Annotated in this window: 17 protein-coding genes and 1 tRNA gene; 9 read left to right on the plus strand and 9 right to left on the minus strand. The window is 40.9% G+C overall.

Going from position 1 to position 17,325, the window contains the following annotated elements:
* The first annotated feature begins 147 nt into the window (after nt 1–147).
* Nucleotides 148–1,233, plus strand: a complete 1,086-nt coding sequence (locus H6G75_RS22760; RefSeq protein ID WP_190982253.1) for a T3SS effector HopA1 family protein — start codon at nt 148–150, stop codon at nt 1,231–1,233.
* Nucleotides 1,234–1,317: 84 nt separating this feature from the next.
* Entirely contained in the window at nt 1,318–1,764 is a 447-nt protein-coding gene (locus tag H6G75_RS22765; protein ID WP_190982254.1) for a thioesterase family protein, read from the plus strand.
* 63 nt (nt 1,765–1,827) lie between these two features.
* On the opposite strand, the gene H6G75_RS22770 is transcribed toward H6G75_RS22765, so the two are convergent.
* The 5 genes from H6G75_RS22770 to H6G75_RS22790 all read right to left on the minus strand — a co-directional run bounded on the left by H6G75_RS22770 (nt 1,828) and on the right by H6G75_RS22790 (nt 8,647).
* Nucleotides 1,828–3,882: a carotenoid oxygenase family protein gene (locus H6G75_RS22770; protein WP_190982255.1), complete on the minus strand. Its 2,055-nt coding sequence runs from the start codon at nt 3,880–3,882 to the stop codon at nt 1,828–1,830.
* Nucleotides 3,883–3,906: 24 nt separating this feature from the next.
* Complete coding sequence (locus tag H6G75_RS22775; protein ID WP_190982256.1) at nt 3,907–5,265, minus strand: AAA-like domain-containing protein; 1,359 nt, start codon at nt 5,263–5,265, stop codon at nt 3,907–3,909.
* Between the two features lie 373 nt (nt 5,266–5,638).
* Complete coding sequence (locus tag H6G75_RS22780; protein WP_190982257.1) at nt 5,639–6,553, minus strand: TauD/TfdA family dioxygenase; 915 nt, start codon at nt 6,551–6,553, stop codon at nt 5,639–5,641.
* A gap of 68 nt (nt 6,554–6,621) precedes the next feature.
* Nucleotides 6,622–7,422, minus strand: a complete 801-nt coding sequence (locus H6G75_RS22785) for an SDR family oxidoreductase (RefSeq protein WP_190982258.1) — start codon at nt 7,420–7,422, stop codon at nt 6,622–6,624.
* 604 nt (nt 7,423–8,026) lie between these two features.
* Nucleotides 8,027–8,647 (minus strand): hypothetical protein, encoded by a 621-nt coding sequence (locus H6G75_RS22790; protein ID WP_190982259.1) that lies wholly within the window; start codon nt 8,645–8,647, stop codon nt 8,027–8,029.
* Nucleotides 8,648–8,787: 140 nt separating this feature from the next.
* On the opposite strand from H6G75_RS22790, the gene H6G75_RS22795 reads away from it, so the two are divergent.
* The 5 genes from H6G75_RS22795 to H6G75_RS22815 all read left to right on the plus strand — a co-directional run bounded on the left by H6G75_RS22795 (nt 8,788) and on the right by H6G75_RS22815 (nt 13,684).
* Nucleotides 8,788–9,273 carry an MEKHLA domain-containing protein gene (locus H6G75_RS22795; RefSeq protein WP_190982260.1) on the plus strand — a complete coding sequence of 162 codons (486 nt, stop codon included), beginning with the start codon at nt 8,788–8,790 and terminating at the stop codon, nt 9,271–9,273.
* Between the two features lie 84 nt (nt 9,274–9,357).
* Entirely contained in the window at nt 9,358–10,077 is a 720-nt protein-coding gene (locus tag H6G75_RS22800) for a rhomboid family intramembrane serine protease (RefSeq protein ID WP_190982261.1), read from the plus strand.
* A gap of 135 nt (nt 10,078–10,212) precedes the next feature.
* A complete protein-coding gene (locus tag H6G75_RS22805; protein ID WP_190982262.1) occupies nt 10,213–10,890 on the plus strand; it encodes a rhomboid family intramembrane serine protease in 678 nt (225 codons plus the stop codon).
* Between the two features lie 176 nt (nt 10,891–11,066).
* Nucleotides 11,067–12,440: an S-layer homology domain-containing protein gene (locus H6G75_RS22810; RefSeq protein WP_190982263.1), complete on the plus strand. Its 1,374-nt coding sequence runs from the start codon at nt 11,067–11,069 to the stop codon at nt 12,438–12,440.
* Nucleotides 12,441–12,631: 191 nt separating this feature from the next.
* Nucleotides 12,632–13,684 (plus strand): SGNH/GDSL hydrolase family protein, encoded by a 1,053-nt coding sequence (locus tag H6G75_RS22815; RefSeq protein WP_190982264.1) that lies wholly within the window; start codon nt 12,632–12,634, stop codon nt 13,682–13,684.
* Here the strand turns inward: H6G75_RS22815 and H6G75_RS22820 are convergent.
* A complete protein-coding gene (locus H6G75_RS22820) occupies nt 13,626–14,402 on the minus strand; it encodes a class II aldolase/adducin family protein (protein WP_190982265.1) in 777 nt (258 codons plus the stop codon). The genes H6G75_RS22815 and H6G75_RS22820 overlap by 59 nt on opposite strands.
* A gap of 181 nt (nt 14,403–14,583) precedes the next feature.
* Nucleotides 14,584–15,162 carry a Uma2 family endonuclease gene (locus H6G75_RS22825; RefSeq protein WP_190982266.1) on the minus strand — a complete coding sequence of 193 codons (579 nt, stop codon included), beginning with the start codon at nt 15,160–15,162 and terminating at the stop codon, nt 14,584–14,586.
* Nucleotides 15,163–15,215: 53 nt separating this feature from the next.
* Here H6G75_RS22825 and H6G75_RS22830 point away from each other — a divergent pair, with 53 nt between their 5' ends.
* The gene (locus H6G75_RS22830; RefSeq protein WP_190982267.1) at nt 15,216–16,259 is read left to right on the plus strand and encodes a M42 family metallopeptidase; all 1,044 of its coding nucleotides are present in this window, start codon (nt 15,216–15,218) and stop codon (nt 16,257–16,259) included.
* Here H6G75_RS22830 and H6G75_RS22835 read toward each other — a convergent pair.
* Nucleotides 16,260–16,331, minus strand: a tRNA-Thr gene (locus tag H6G75_RS22835). It abuts the gene before it with no gap.
* 33 nt (nt 16,332–16,364) lie between these two features.
* Between H6G75_RS22835 and H6G75_RS22840 the strand changes: the two genes are divergently transcribed.
* Complete coding sequence (locus tag H6G75_RS22840; protein WP_190982268.1) at nt 16,365–16,634, plus strand: DUF3493 domain-containing protein; 270 nt, start codon at nt 16,365–16,367, stop codon at nt 16,632–16,634.
* A 204-nt stretch (nt 16,635–16,838) separates the two neighbouring features.
* Here H6G75_RS22840 and H6G75_RS22845 read toward each other — a convergent pair whose 3' ends face one another.
* Nucleotides 16,839–17,159: a hypothetical protein gene (locus tag H6G75_RS22845; protein WP_190982269.1), complete on the minus strand. Its 321-nt coding sequence runs from the start codon at nt 17,157–17,159 to the stop codon at nt 16,839–16,841.
* Nucleotides 17,160–17,325 lie beyond the last annotated feature (166 nt).

A 17,325-nucleotide genomic window follows, 5' to 3' on the forward strand; every position in this document is an offset into this window, starting at 1 on the left:
CCTGCATTCTTACCTCCAACACCCTGAAATTCTTTGCCGCATCTACCTTAGTTATTTTTGCGGTTTGTCCTCAGTTCTGTATTTTACTAGCTCAACTGCCTCTTTCTTAAACCCCTACCCTTGAAAGCTCCCCACTCCCCACTCCAAATGCTAGACACCTCTACCAACCCTCTGTTAAATTCTCTGTTTGATATTGCGAAAAATATCCAGATAGAATCTAACTTTTCCATTCATCATCCTGAGTATCAAACTTTTGCCTTACCTGCGAAGGTAGCAGAAAGATTTCGGCAAAATTCTGCGGCGTTACAGCACAAATATCTGACTTTGCTACTGCGTAATTTCCTCTATGGAATTTATTACAACGGTTCTTTGCAAAATGCGTTAGCGGTGAATGCTGCTACGCCTCATTGCTTACCACAGCAAAATTTAGCAAACCACTCTCATTTAGGAATTGATTGGGAATTTTACGCCCAACTGCACGCAAATAACCACGGTAAAGGATATTTTGACTCTAGTTGGCAAGTGTTACGTCAGGAACCTGATGGAAGTATGGCGGTAACAAAATCTGGTTTGACATTGTATATTGAGCCAGATTGTCATCTCAAACCTCACAGCAAATCTGCTAAACCGGGTGAGTCAGTGTCCATTTGGATGCCAAAAAATCATTTGCAAAATGGCTGTTACGTGGCGGTAAGTGATGTAGGACAAGAACAGCAGAGTGTAGATGCAGAATTGGGAATAGGCAGAATTTATTTTAATATTACGGCAGATGGAGCGATCGCACTCATGGATAGTCTGACGCAACACCTCAACCAAGCGTCTCTTCCTTTTACCTTTCAAGTACTTTACAATCCCAGAGCCTACGGACGCTACGACTCCGGCTTACTGTACTTTGAACGAGAAGACTACCCAGCCATTCACCCAATTCTCCAGGCTGTCTATGCCGAATATCAATCTTATTTTCAGCCAGAAATACCTTTGTTTACCAAGTTTTTAGCCCCAGGCCTAAGTTTAGCCGAAGAACCAATTCAAAAATTCGCCATTCAAGAAAGTTTTGGGATGAACCGTTGCCAAATTGTCGCTCATGCTTTATTGGAAGTATGGCAAAAAGGTAAAGATGCCTTAGAAGAACGAATGCACTCCATTGAGAAACACTTTGCCCTCCACTTAATTGACTTGCAACGCCCTTACTTAAACCCTAGTTCTGAAGATATATATTACCCCTTAAATTGATAACTCTCTTTGTGACAGTGAGATAATTTGATATGGCAGGCGAATAGCCTGCTATTTTGTTTTTTAATTTTTAATTGTACAAAAATGTCTTTTATTTATAACCGTACCGTGCGCTTTGCAGATACTGATGCGGCGGGTGTAGTTTATTTCGCTAATGTTTTGAGCATTTGTCATGAAGCTTATGAAGCATCTCTCAAGGCATCGGGAATGAATCTCAAAACTTTTTTTACTAAACCTTCATTGGCTTTCCCTATTGTTCACGCCAATGTCGATTTTTTCCGACCAATGTATTGTGGAGATGAATTAAATATTAGTTTAATTCCCCAAAAATTAAGTGCTGATAAATTTGAAATTGCTTACGAAATCACAATTACTGATGTATTAGTGGCTAAAGCTATCACTCGCCATGTTTGTATTGATGTGAATAGTAGAACCAAGCAAGAATTATCTGAGGAAATTATGCAATGGTTGGAAACGAACCGCAGAGACGCAGAGGGCGCGGAGAGGAGAAAATCAAGGGAGGTAATGTGATAGCAATCCTAAATTTCTCTCCCTTGTCTACCCCATCCTCCTTGTCTCTGTTGCTATATGTGATTACGGTTTACTCACCTGCTCAAAATTAGGGTAAACATAATCTTCAAATAATTGCTCAATCTGAGGATGTTTTTTGGCGGCTTTTGCTACTAATTCTTGGTAATCTTGGCGGACATCAAGATAATAACTTGCTTGGCGTTTGCCAATTGTTGGTAGCCATGCAGTATGCAAAGTCATCGCAAAATGAAGTGGCTGTTGAGATGGAGGACTGGATAATCTACATACAGGGCCTTTAGATAAATGATTGGCATCAAAAATCCAATATTCATTTTCTTGGCCATGCCAAACTGTGCAGACAATATAACCATCTGTGGGTTTTTCTGCACCACGATATGGCATAAACTGCGGCGAAAGCACTACATATCCTGGTGGTAATTCGTAGCTATCAACAATAGCTGGTGATTCTGTTGATGAAGCATGAAGTCTAAACAAGTAGGCTGGTACGCCACTACTTGCCATATCTAGAACTTTGTCGAGAGGAATTAGGCGATTTTTGTAATTTTTATACTGGTTGACAACGAATTTTGTCATTAAGTCTTTCCATAGACCAAAAGAACACCAATAAATATCATCTAGATGTTTTAAAGGTTGTCCTTGAGAATTTTGGTCAGGATAAGTATATAGGTCTGTACCCCAGGTATATTTATCATCATGAATAATTTTTTGAAACTGAATATTTCCGGTTTCTCCATGAATTACATAACGTCCCATCCGCCCAATATCGACTTGACCAGGTACCATTCCACACAAGTCTTCTGGTTTATATCCAGGATAAGCAGAAACATCATATTGTCTTACCCATTCCGAAACATCCATACCAGAAATATGAGCGGCATTCAGTGTAATATTTCCTTCAGGATTATCGTAATCTACTAAAAAATGTGCTGCTTCTAATGGCAAAATTACTTTTTTGACTGTGACTGTTTTCGTATTTGCCTGCAACTGATTCCGTGGCACAATATAAACTGCCGAGTATGGTAGTGGCGGTTCTTCTAATATATCTCTGAGTATGTTTTCCAGGCGTTTATAATGTGGTAAGGGATTATTTAAGACTTGTTCTATCCCCATCGTAAAAGCTGTATCCATAATCACGACATAATCTTTTGTGACCCCAATTTGGTGTATAGTTTGTTCAATTTTGACAGGAGAATTATCAGGTAAAACTAATTGCCATTGTTTCACAGATGTTTCTCCATCCCAACACATAACAGAAACAAAATCTGTGATTTCTATTGGTAACTTTTTGAAAAATTTGGCGTAATAGCCGTAAAGATATCCCAATATTGATAATAAAGATTGAGATAAAGCATTCAAAGTACCTTTCAGCAGTTTTGGTTGCCAAAAATTACAGATGTTTTGTAGCCATTGGTCAATTACATGAAGAAAAGCAATTGAGTCTAAGAAGTTAAATAATGATCTGCCATAATTAACTGTAAACATCTCTTTGGTAAAAGGGTCAAAACCAGGATGGGCAGTACTCAAAAATGGTTGAAAAGGAGCATTATATCCTTTTACTTCTGATTGCCACTCTTGATTAGAGCCAATTGGGGTAACAACATCAAGGCTTTCAGTATCAATTTCATAAGGACGGCCAGCATCGTAGGTAACTAGTAACCTTGCTGGTGCATCTTCGGAAAACTTCATCGGGAGAAAGGCTGTGTTTAGCTGGTTACGAATACCCAATGAGACAGAAAATCTGGTCAGTCCATGATTACGAAAACGAAATTTTTGATATTGACAGACAGAATCAGTTGCTTTGTCAGCGTAATAATCAGGTGGTTTGGCGATGCGCGTAGTTAATTTCACTTGATTTTCGGTATCAAAATCTAGCCGATAAATCATCCCGTCGCCGCACAATAAAGAATCTCCATCAGGATAGGGTAAGCCGCCAGAATTAACGGTTCCTATGGAAGTAACCATAAAAACATGCCCCTGCACATCCGTGGGGATAGTTCCTTCGAGGACTTGCAAGGGTAGCTGGTTATATTCATATTGATTAGCATTTCTTATTGATGGTGGAACTGGCGGAGAATCTTGGAAATTGCTGAAAGACATAGATAATTATTACACCTGATGATTTTAGGAAACTATTGATTCTGGTGGGTGATGTAAGCGATCGCAGAAATATTCGGCATACAACCTACAACTAGGTGTAGCTTGATTTCCGTAAAGATTGACTAACCCCATACTTTGCAACTTAAACGCTTGCTGTAGATGTAATTCCACTGGTTGAGGGGATCTAATCACCTGTGCAAATGCGTCTACTAGTTCTGGATTTTGTTGGAGATTCCACCACTGTTGTTGCAGATGTTCACGATAAATACCATCCGAACTCAGAGCAGTTGATAATAACTCTTCTACACTGATACGGTGTTGCCATAAATAATAACAAGCTAATCTCAAAAGGTAGGGTTGACCACCGACTAAAGCGAAAAGTTTTTCTAATGATTGTTCACAAAAGCTCAAACCATAGCGATCGCCTAAAGTCTTTACTTGTAGTTGGTTGAGGCCATGTAACTCAACTGGTAAACCCACATTAAAAGGTGACTTATTAACACTCAAGGGAATATATACTTCTGTAGCGTGGGCTACAACTAGCCGTAATTTTTTCCAAATTTCTCGGTTTTTTGCTTCTTCATGCCAAGCGCGTAACAACCCAAAAAAATCATCAGCTAAATCTGGATATTGAAATAAGCGATCGACATCATCTAAACCCAAAACAATTGGGCTAATTGTTTTGGACAAAATATATTGTTCAAAGTAAATTTTTGCGCTAATTTTGCTCCCAAACAGCTCATCCCAATATTCCGCTATCTGGTTTTGTAACTCCAAACCCAGACTGATACTTGCACAGAACCAACGTAAGAATTTATCTAAATCTTGAAATATGGCTTTATCAGCAAGCTGAAAACTTAACGATACACTCTGATAACCTTCATTAGTGGCAGACTGAAGAATTCTGGACATCAATGAAGTTTTCCCCATCCGTCTTGGGGCTTTAATTCTGATTAATGCTCCTGGTTGCAAAATAGCTTTATAACAATTAGCTTCAATTGGAGGACGTTCTACATAAAATCGAGAATCAAGCGGTACTTGGCCTTCTGGTATTTCTGGTTCTGGTTCTACTACTGACAAATTATTGCTTAAATCTTGATATGGCTGTGGTAATTCGGGAAAGCAATAATCACTCTGTTCTAAAACTAGATTAAACCCTTGAAAACAGTGCTTTAAAGTTTGCTTGTCTACTCCCACTTCACAAGCAAATATTTTCATGATTGTATCGACTGATAAACCTGTGCGATCGCTCAATGCTTCCAGAGTATACCGATGACCATTATTGTCCCGAATCTCTGCTTCAGACTTAGCTGTTTGAAGTTTCTTTAATCCTTGAGGTGTTAGAAGTACACCTCGTCTGCGTCGAGCTTTATGTGCGTACATTGTTATTATCAAGCCTGATCAGCGAAATCAAAAAGAACTAACAGTTCTGTTCAGTATTTTCGCAAATTCAGCATAGATTTTGTTATATTTAATTATCGATTCGTTTCCGTGTTCAAAGGAAACGGAAATGTAAAATTATTCGTTAAATCCTCATTACCTCGTTGACTGCACTGAAATTTAAGTAGGCAAGTTTAATTATTTTTGTACTTTTTGCATTTCGATGCGATCGCTAAGTTCTAGTTCCAATACAGCCACCCTTGCTATAGGTGCAGAATAGATAAAGGCAGCTGCATATTATAGTTGCAGACTGCCACAAAAATATTGACTACTTCAGGAAACACAGAGATGAGAGGTGTAAAAACTGAAAGCTCAATTAAGCAAGAGCAGGTTCGCGCCGATTGTAGACAGAAGCATCTCCCTTAATGGCTTCGCTGTGCTTACCATCAATCCCAACAGGAACATCACCCACAATCGTGACTCGCTGAACGTGACGGGGTTGGTCGCCGTAGTCAGCAACTGCATAATGTTGTGTAGCGCGGTTATCCCAAAAAGCAACATCGCCAACTTGCCAACGCCAACGCACTGTATTTTCGGGGCGAATTATGTATGCTTGCAATAATTTGATAATTTCATCAGATTCATTCTGTGATAAACCACGCAGGCGGCGTACAAAACCACCAATGAACAAGCCGCGTTCTCCTGATTCAGGATGGACACGTACAACTGGATGTAAGGTTTCGTAGACGGTGGAAGTGAACACCGCCCGATGCGCTAATACATCTTCTGGTAAATCAATCACAGCTGCGGCATAGTCATAGGCGTTACTGTGTACAGCCCAAAGTTGATCTGCCAGGTCACGTAGTGGAGTTGGTAAATCTTGATAAGCTGTCACCGAGTTTGCCCAAATGGTATCGCCACCATTTGGAGGAATCACCAACGCCCGCAAAACAGAACCGAGTGGTGGCCGGTCTACAAATGTCACATCAGTATGCCAGTTGTTAGCACGGCTAGAAGTGCGGCTGTAATCAAGGTCAAGAACTTCGGGGTGTCCTTCTAAAGAAGGAACGGTGGGATGCGCTGTGGTGATTTCACCAAATCGCCGTGCAAAAGCTACTTGTCCATTAGCATCAAGTTGTTGACCACGAAAGAAAATTACTTTGTGTTGGACGAGGGTTTTGCGAATATCACTGATTAACTCATCGCTGAGATTTGCACTCAAATCAATGCCAATGATTTCTGCACCGATGCGTCCAGCAACTGGTTTGATATCAAAATATTGAGAACTCATGATGATTCTAGACTCCAGAAAAATTCGTAAGTTAAAACTTGCTTTCAGATTGATGAACAGATTTAGTTCTAAACGCCAGGGGTAGAGCCGCCATCAACCAGAATTTCTGCGCCTGTAATAGAAGCGGCTAAGTCGGATACTAAAAATAATGTGAGTGCAGCAATTTCGTCTGGTGGTACGATTCTGCCTAGGGGAATTCCTTGCAATGTTTCTGCTTTGGCTTGTTCTACACTAATTCCCCGTGCTTGGGCATTCTGTTCGGCTAAACGTTCGGCGCGTTCAGTGGCTGTTGCACCAGGCGAAATCGCGTTTATCCGAATGTTGTGTTGAGCTAATTCTTTGGAAATTCCCCGTGTAAAGTTGAGTAAGGCGGCGTTGGTTGTACCACCAGGCAGAAAACCAGGGCGGGGTGTTCTCCCTGCACCGCCGATGATGTTGACAATTCGACCATCACGGCGATTTTTTTGATGGGGGACAACAGCTCTCACTAAACGAATGTAGCCCAATAACTTTAAGTTCCACGCATCGAGAAAGACATCATCGCTGAGGTCAAGAAAGGAACCAGCACGGGCTGAACCCGCATTGTTAATTAAAATATCAATTTGGCCAAACTGCGCCAAGGTTGTAGAAACAACTGTATCTACACTTGCTGCTTGAGTCAGGTCAGCACTGATAGCAATTACTTTCGCTCCCGGAGTGGGTAGAGATTGAATGGCGCTGACGGCGTTCTCTAGTCGTTCTGGGTTGCGAGCTGCGATCGCAATATTCACACCTTCACTATAAAGAGCTTTAGCAACGGCTAATCCAATCCCCGCACTACCACCTGTCACGATCGCTGTTTTCCCTGCTAGGTGTAACTCTAAGCTCATAAGAATTAATACTCCAATTGGGGAAGCACCAAGTTTTCAACAACTCCTCAAATCGCTCATACAGCAATTATGTTGTTGATTTTTAAATGGACTAAATTTAGTAAATACTATAACTCTATCGAGTTACCGTATTTAATGTAGAAAAAGTTATCATAAGACAAGCTTCAGAAGCAAGACCCCTGAAGATTTTGGATTGAACATCAGTATTTTGATTGGTGATCAGTATTAGCTGCCGAATTAGTGTACTGATGTGTTTAATTACTTTTTAGGCGAGGCATCAACAGAATAATCACTGAAAAAAGTCTCAAATTCATAGAATTGAGCATTATGACGCAACATCTTTACAATGTTTTCATAAATATTGGATATATCAGTATCTCTCCCAATGACATTCCCTATCTATCAGTTGATACTGGGTAAATAAGATACCAAATTATAGGGTTCCAGGTTAGTCATCTGGGCAGCTATCAGGGGGTAGATACTTCGTCACAAGCGAATGTTATCTACCCCTTTATGTATTTGATAATAGGTTACAGGCTACAGGTGATAGGTTAGAGGTTATTTTTATCTCAGCAGACTCAGAAAGATGATAACACTGATGAAATTACAACCAACCACGTAGTTGTTTATGTACCTGCGCCAAGTACCACATATAATCATCAATTTGATATTGATCAGCAGCTTTGACTATATATTCTTGGGCTAAATTCAAATTCCTTTCCGATTCATAATACAATCCTAAATAAAGATGACTATAAAATTTGCCCTTAATTCCTTCTGATTCACCAATATTTAAAACTTCATCAGGAGTACAATCTCCAGCAAATAAATTATAAACAAATCCCAGAACTCTTCTGGGGTCATTTTTGACTGGTAATAGAGAATTACTTGCAGCTTCTTTACCTTGCCAACGAGCTATACACAAATAGCGCCACACCGTTTCTTCAACATCATTAGCATTCACCGTTAAATCAATTTCAAACTGTTGAGCGCCTTCAGCAAATCTTTCTGCATAATAGTAAGATAAACCTCGTTGCCAGAGATATGGTTTAAGCCGGGGTTCGATGTTTTCGGCTGTGTCAAAATCTTGAATCGATTCAACAATTTTAGCTAATTTAAATTTCACCATACCTCGCCGAATGTAAGCTTTGGGATTATTTGGTTGACGGCGAATTAAATCATCCCAATATTGGAGTTGATTTTCTAAAGAGTTGCTAAAAAACATGGATTAGTTAAAATAACGTGCATTAATTTGCATCATTTCAGCCGCAGTAATACATCGTCAATCTCTGTGGTACTGAAATTTGAGTCAAGAAGGAGCAAATTTTGACATACTGAAATCTGAAGATTTTATTTTCGCTGTTTATGAGTAATGCGATCGCCTTTCCTTGGGAACAAGAAGTCATCATTTACCACAGTCAACGCATCCTCAAGAGTTTTCAGTATTGGACAGGGAATTCCTTGTTGGATGAAAGTGGTTCACCCAAAGAAACTGCACAGGCATTATTTGAAGCACCTTTTGTCTTAGCTTCCCACGGTACTGAACCAGATCCTATTTTGAACTATGGTAATCGTCAGGCTTTAGCACAATGGGAATTGACTTGGGAAGAATTTACCCAAACACCTTCTCGTAAAACGGCGGAACAGTTAGAGCAAGCAGAACGCGATCGCCTATTATCAGAAACAGCTACCAAAGGCTTTAGCTATTTTTCTGGTGTACGCATTACCAGCACAGGTAAACGTTTTTACATCCAAGATGGCATCCTGTGGAATTTAGTGGATGAGCAACATCAATATTGCGGTCAAGCAGCAGTTTACTCTAAATGCACATTTATCGTAAGTCCTGATTAATATCCCAGCCGAGAGGTAGAAGAAATAACCAGCAATATTCGGTAATTTGGGGGCTAGTTTCCCAAAAAAATAGGAAAAACGCCCGTGGTTCCCATTAGAGATAATAATCCTACACAAATTACCCCTTATGTAACTTATGGCTTAATAGCTGCTAATGTTTTGGCATTTATCTATGAAAGTAGCCTTCCACCCCAAGCATTAGATGGTTTTTTCCATCTAGCGGCTGTGGTTCCTCGTGAACTGAGTTTAAGCTTTGCTGGTGTTTCTTTGCATCAACCAGTACCAGAGTGGGCAACTTTAATTAGCTCACAATTTTTGCATGGCGGCTTACTGCACCTAGCTGGCAATATGTTGTTTCTGTGGATATTTGGTAACAACGTTGAAGATAAATTAGGTCATGCTAAATATTTGTTCTTTTATTTAGCTTGTGGTGTGTTAGCGTCTTTGACCCAGTGGTATTTCTCCCAAGATTCTAACATTCCATCGTTGGGGGCTAGTGGTGCGATCGCGGGAGTCATGGGTGCATACATTCTCCGGTTCCCCAAAGCCGAAATTCTTGGTGTTGTACCTTTAGGCATTTTCTTCCCAACTTTCCGAGTTCCTGCCTATTTCTTTTTAGGATTTTGGTTTCTCCAACAATCTTTCTACGGACTTGCTAGTTTAGAAGCACCGACTAATATTGGTATGGAAAGTGGCGGTATTGCTTATTGGGCGCACGCTGGCGGGTTTCTCTTTGGGGCTATTCTCGGCCCAGTTTTGGGTTTGTTTAGCGACAAATCCCCCGAAGAATCGTGGTACAGCTAAGACAGTTTTGGATGGTTGATTTTAGCAAGCAATATTCCCTACTCCCTACTTTCTCACAGGTGCAATTATCAAAATTTTTCAACTGCCAGCTACACAAGCTATATTGCAGTTAATTGATAATTAGGAAAAACACCTGTGTTTCCACTCTATGACGAAAATCCAACGCGAATCAAACCGTATTTCACTTACGGTTTGATTGGCATGAACGTTTTAGTTTTTCTTCATGAAGTGAGTTTGTCTAATGCCCAGTTGAATCTCTTTTTCAGTGAGTATGCTGTAGTACCCAGAGAATTAACCTATAACTTTTCTGGTGAGTGGATAACTTTAATCACATCACAGTTTCTCCACGGTGGTTGGTGGCATTTGATATCCAATATGGTCTTTCTGTGGGTCTTTGGCAACAACATCGAAGACCGTTTGGGTCATTTCAAATATCTAATTTTTTATTTGGCCTGTGGTGCTTTGGCTGCTTTGTCTCAGTGGGCGATAGGAGTTGAGTCTCCTATTCCTTCTTTAGGGGCTAGTGGTGCAATTTCTGGAGTTTTAGGTGCATATTTAATTCGCTTTCCTCATGCCAGAATTACAACCTTGGTATTTTTAGGTTTTTTTGTCACCACAATTAGCGTTCCAGCACTGGTAGTCATTGGTATTTTCTTTATACAAAATGTCATATCTGGTCTCGCCAGCCTGCAAGCTGCTGCCCACATGAGTGTTCAAACTGGGGGCGTTGCTTATTGGGCGCATATTGGTGGCTTTGTTTTTGGAATTATACTTGCGCCCTTGTTTGGTTTATTTAAACGTGACTATGAATAGGGTATAGAGGGTGTAGGGGTGTAAAAATTTTGAACACCTACACCCTTATACCCTGACTCCAACCGACAATCTTTGTGCATAAGTCTTAATTAAGAAATCTAAATTTCAATCAATCGTGAACTTTTGCCAGTCTGCGCTAGGGTAGAAAAGGACACGTAATTTATCCATTCCTGCTTGTGCTTCTTCGCAAACATCCAGCCGCCTTATTGAGTTTGGCTGTTTTACTTACTTCCCTAACAGCTTGTAGCAACACTCCAGCCGCTAAAAACCTGGAAAATTCTTTGGCGGCTGATCCCCAACTGCAAAACAACCCAGTTGTTTTTGGAGAAAGTAATAAAAACGAAGCACCAGCACAAAACGCCACAACAGTTCAGCTTCCTGCGGATTTTCCCAAAGAGATACCGTTATATACCAATGCCCAACTTCAAGAAGTTACACCTGCGAGTAGTTCAAACAATCAAGTATCGACTCGCTGGTTGAGTTCTGACCCCAGCAATTTTATTACTAGCTTTTATCGTAGCCAGTTGCAAGATAATAACTGGCAAATTTCACAACAGCCAACTGATGATGTGGGTACTTTTGAAGCACGACGCAATGATTTGTTAGTCAAGGTATCCATTAAACCCCAATCTGTGACAAACCCTGCGCCTAATCAACCACAAACAGCTACCAGCATCGTGATTGATTATGCGCCCAATAGTACCAATACTGCACAATCTCCACCCACAACTAACAATACTCCCCAACCTGGTGAACCGCAGTTTATTGGGCCAGTAGCACCTAACACTACAACTCCCCAACCCAACACTACGCCAAATAATTCAACCACCACCGCAACTACAGCAACATCTCAAGAATTTGCTGACCTCAACAAAGTACCGCAAGAATTACGCCAACATATCCAAGATTTAGCCGCCTTGGGTGTGTTATCGGTGGAATCTCCCGCAAATAAGGCGAATACAAATAACACGAATTTATTTGAACCTGGTAAAATTATCACCCGCCGAATCTATGCGCGGTGGTTGGTTGCGGCTAATAATGCGATGTATCCAAACAATTCCACCAAGCAGATACGTTTGGCTAGTGAAAGTACACAACCTGCTTTTAGTGATGTAGCAAAAACAGATCCAGATTTTCCTGCAATTCAAGGATTAGCTGAAGCGGGTTTAATTCCCAGCACTTTATCAGGAGATACAACCGCAGTTTTGTTTCGTCCTGATGCACCTTTAACTAGGGAACAGATGATTTTATGGAAAGTACCTTTGGATACTCGCCAAGCTTTACCCACGGCTAATTTAAATGCGGTTCAACAAACTTGGGGTTTCCAAGATAGTGGAAAAATCGACCCGAAGGCACTAAGGGCAATTTTGGCAGATTTCCAAAGTGCGGAACAATCAAATATTCGGCGAGTATTTGGCTATACGACGCTGTTTCAACCGAAAAAACCTGTGACCCGTGCTGAGGCGGCGGCGGCTTTGTGGTATTTTGGGACGCTAGGTGATGGTGTATCGGCTGCTGATGCTTTGAAGGTGAAGCGATCGCCTACCTGATTTTTCTTTATACAATATTCGTAAATCGTGAAAATTCAGTAAATATATTTTGCTGTGTCTTTATCTGCCGAGAGTTTTTCAGTAAAATTGCAGAAATTTGGAACTGTAACTACAAATTTTAACCATCATTTAAAAATACAGTCGGTACATTTACCTTTTTCTCAAATATCTTTTTACTGGATACGCAGCAGATGAAAAAACAATTGTTGGCGGCTGGCTTTGTCGTTGTATCTTTAGTGTTGCCGCAGAAAGCTTTGGCTGCGAATTTTAGCCAGCTTTATGTATTTGGTGATAGCTTATCTGATACAGGTAATGTTTTCAATGCCACAGGTGGTACTTTTCCAGCAAGTCCGCCTTACGCTCCTGGACGTTTCTCTAATGACTCTTTGTGGGTGGAATATTTTGGCAGTCAGTTAGGACTAAACCCTGCTTTAATCACCGATTTGAATAATGGTAATCCCAACCAAGGTATTAACTTTGCCTTTGGTGGTTCTTCGTCTGGTTTGGGTAATGCGTTTAGGCGGGATGCGCCATTTCCGGGAGTTTTAGGACAAGTAAATTTATTTGCCCAATCTCTGGTGGCGAGTAATCAGACTGCTGACCCAAACGCATTATATGTTGTGTGGGGTGGTGCTAATGACTTTCTCTTCCCCAATCCCGATGACTCATCAATACCAGTTAATAATATTACTAACGCATTAAAGACTCTGGTGAGTGTGGGTGCAAGAAATCTTTTAGTATTCAACTTGCCCGATTTAGGTAAGCTTCCAGGCGCTACTGTCGATAATCGAAATCCGGCTAGTCTGACGCAATCAACCAATGATTTTAATTTTGGCTTGCAAGCAACTGTCAGTGCTTTAAGTCAAAATCCCAATCTGAATGTTATTCCTGTGGATGTCAATTCTCTATTTAACCGGGCGATCGCATCCCCGGCGACATTCGGATTTAATAATGTTACTGACTCTTGCTTATCTCGGTTTGATATCTGTCGAAACGACCAAACTAAGTTTTTATTTTGGGACAATGTTCACCCTACTACCACAACGCATCAGTTTATCGCAGAGACCGCATTAGCCGCTATCCAAGCGCAGGAAGTTCCTGAACCTTCTGACGCTTTAGGATTATTGGCGCTTGGTGTTGTGGGTGGTGTCGGACTACGCAAGCGCCAACAAAAAAAGCTGGCTGTCACTCCAATAAATCCGGTTCTTGGCGTACAATCATCTCGTATAAAGGTTGAAAGCTGAACCACCCTAAATTATGCGAACCAACTTGAGTATGTGCTATCTCTGCATACTCATGTTTAATGGGGCTGGGTTTACCCGCAGCCTCAGCCAACAATTGTGCTTGACAAGAACGCTCCATTGTAATGAACCACCAAGCAGCTTCATCGACTGAGTGACCAACAGTCAGTAAACCGTGGTTTTTCAGGATAATGGCTTTGTTTGTCCCCAGGGTTTGGGCAATACGCTGGCCTTCCTGCGGGTCAAGCACTACCCCTGTATAATCATCAAATAAGCTATGGTCTTGGTAAAAGGCACAAGCATCTTGAGTCAGGGGGTCAAGCAAGCGACCAAGGCTTGACCAACTTTTACCATAGATAGAATGAGCATGGGCGGCGGCGACGACATCCGGTCTAGCTGCATGAATTTGGGAATGAATGGCAAACGCAGCCCGATTCACTGGGCGATCGCCTATAATTACCTCACCTTCTTGATTAACTAAAATTAGGTCACTGACGCGAATTAAACCAAAGTGCATTCCAAAAGGATTCACCCAAAAGTGTTCCGGCGTTTCAGGGTCGCGTGCTGTGATATGACCTGCAATTCCCTCATCAAAACCATAGCGGGAAAATAACCGCAAGGCGGCTGCTAATCTTTGTTTCCGGTGCAGGCGTTCTTCATTAATGGAGGTAAATTTTGGCGGTTGGGGTGCGTTTGGTTTTTGTACAGATATTGTTTGCATATTATTTTTAATGATGTGGGGCGATTGTAACAATCAAAAGATTAACTAACAAGAATTTTAAGCCTCACGCAAAGACACAAAAAGCTGAGTAAGGATAATCTGATATCTATAAAAAACTCTTTCTTCCACTGCACCCTGCACCCTTGCGGTCTTTATGATAAGTCTTGTAGCGCACACGATATTATACCTGTCCAGCCGTTAATATTTGGGCTGCGGTTAAATCTAGCAAAGGAAATGTGATTGATTGGATAATGTCTGTTCCTTGAAAGACAGATTCTTCGTACAGTCCATCTACCAAAATCAGGAGAGTAATAAGAGCTTTTTCAGGATCAACAATCCAGTATTCCGGTATACCTCGCGCTGCATATTCAGAACGTTTATAGCGGTAGTCTCTATCTTCATTGACTTTGCCGGGAGAGACAACTTCAACTACCATTGCAGGAGAAGGCATATCAGGAGTAATTGTAGCTCTTCCAAAAGCGATCGCATCTACTAACTCTTGTGTCAAAATCATCAAATCTGGTAGTCGCACACGAGTTCTACTACCTATGACCACAAGTTCTGTATCTTTATGGCGGATGAGTCGAATTGGCACAAACCTGAGAAACTGCGATAGTAGATAAAGAGAAATTAAGTTATTTCTATCGCTTTCTGGAGGCATTTCTACCAACTCTCCATCCACAAGTTCGTATCGAGTATCTGTGCCATCATCATAAGCAAGATACTCTTCTAAGGTGAGTTTCCTGACTGTTGTGGTCATAAACTCTTTTCCTGACAATCACTTTAAATTCATATCTTACCAATTTTTATTGAATGTGGAATTACGAGCAGTTATTTAAAATTATTGAAGAATTGGTTATGCACCATTCACCTAGCGGTGCAGAGGGTGAGATTAACCAATTTTTACTCCAGCAATTTGCTGCCCTGGGAGTAGAAGTTTGGAGCGATCGCGCTGACAATATTATTGCTAAAATTCCAGGGAAAGACTCTACTAGAGCGATCGCTATTACCGCCCACAAAGATGAAATTGGCGCAATTGTCAAAACCGTTGGCGAAGCAGGTAAAGTAGAAGTCCGCAAACTTGGCGGTGCTTTTCCTTGGGTTTATGGCGAAGGTGTAGTTGATTTGCTAGGAGACAATGAAACTATCTCTGGTATTCTCAGCTTTGGTTCTCGTCATGTCTCTCACGAATCTCCGCAAAAAGTCCAACAAGAAGACACACCTGTAAAATGGGAAAATGCCTGGATTGAAACCAAGCTCACCACCGCCCAATTAGAAGCCGCAGGTATTCGTCCAGGAACTAGAATGGTTGTCGGCAAACATCGCAAACATCCCATTCGCTTAAACAATCACATTGCCAGCTACACCTTAGATAATAAAGCTTCAGTTGCGATTTTGTTAGGTTTAGCGCAAAACCTGAAGCAACCAGCTTGTGATGTGTATTTAGTCGCCTCAGCCAAAGAAGAAGTCGGCGCAATTGGGGCGTTATTTTTTACCCAAAATCAGCAATTAGAGGCGTTGATTGCTTTAGAAATTTGTCCCTTATCTGAAGAATACCCCATACAGGATAGTGAAAATCCTGTGTTGCTGTCGCAAGATGCCTATGGCATATATGATGAAGGCTTGAATCTGCAATTGTGTCGTGCTGCCAAGCAACTAGACATACCCTTACAATTAACCATTCTCAGTGGTTTTGGTAGTGATGCTTCCATTGCGATGAAATTTGGTCATGTTGGTCGTACAGCTTGTTTGGCATTTCCCACACAAAACACCCACGGTTATGAAATCGCTCATTTAGGTGCGATCGCTAACTGTATTAATCTATTAAAAGGCTTTTGCGAAACATTCACCGAATAAAGCCGATGACGGGATTTGAACCCGTGGCCTGCTGATTACGAATCAGCTGCTCTACCACTGAGCCACATCGGCATACACGATTAGAAATTATAGCATTATTTACCAATGGTAGACCCAAATCCCAAAACACGCCTAAATCCAGAACAATATGCCCGTCTCAAAGCAGAAATCGCCGCACCTTATCGCGGCTTACGGCAATTTATCTATATTGGTGTGGGTGCTTCTAGTTTTATTGGCGCATTTGTCTTCTTTTTTCGCGTACTTGCTGGCAAAGAACTTGATACTGCTTTACCGAATTTAGCATTGCAAGTCGGCATTGTTGCCCTGATGGTCTTTTTGTGGCGCTGGGAAAAACGTCGGCAACTACCTAAATAGTGGCATAGCCCAAATATTCAGTTAACATGATACGCCGTGATCACTATTTTCCTGTCTGAACTATACACAGACTCGACTCTTGGATATTCACTATGAGTCCACCATACTTTGATTCTATTGGATTGTGCAGGTGCGCTACCTGAAATAGAATACCCTGCTTGAGTCATTAAATTTTCAAAAGTATTTGAGTCGAGAACTGTACAATTAAAAGCTGTTAGCCCCTGTATTTGATGTTTGTTTAGGGTCATAGCTACCCTGATAAGTCGTAAAAATTCTATACCCTGGTAATACTAAAGCAATTCCAGTGTGACTATGAATTTCACCAGGATATTTATAAGGACTATCATCTGGTAAACTTCCACCAATGCGAAAACTAAAACCCAATACCCATACATAGAAACCAGGTAGTAGTAAATCCATGCTATATGCAATAGCTCTCATCGCTTCATTTTCCTTACCAGAAGAAGATTTTCTGCCTATAGCAATTGTTTTGGAGATATTTTTTGGGTTTTTGGTTCCTAACATAGATATTTCAATCACCAATAGTGATTAAGTGGATGTCAAGCGTTTCACTTGCCATTATGTATTAAGTGTTTTGCAACGCTGTAAACAGATCAGCAAAGATTGAGACTAATTTGTTTTAATCCCTTATATCTAGCATTAGTATATCTCAAAGATATATAGGATAAGA

The organism is Nostoc sp. FACHB-280 (assembly GCF_014697615.1).
Lineage (GTDB): Bacteria > Cyanobacteriota > Cyanobacteriia > Cyanobacteriales > Nostocaceae > Nostoc_B.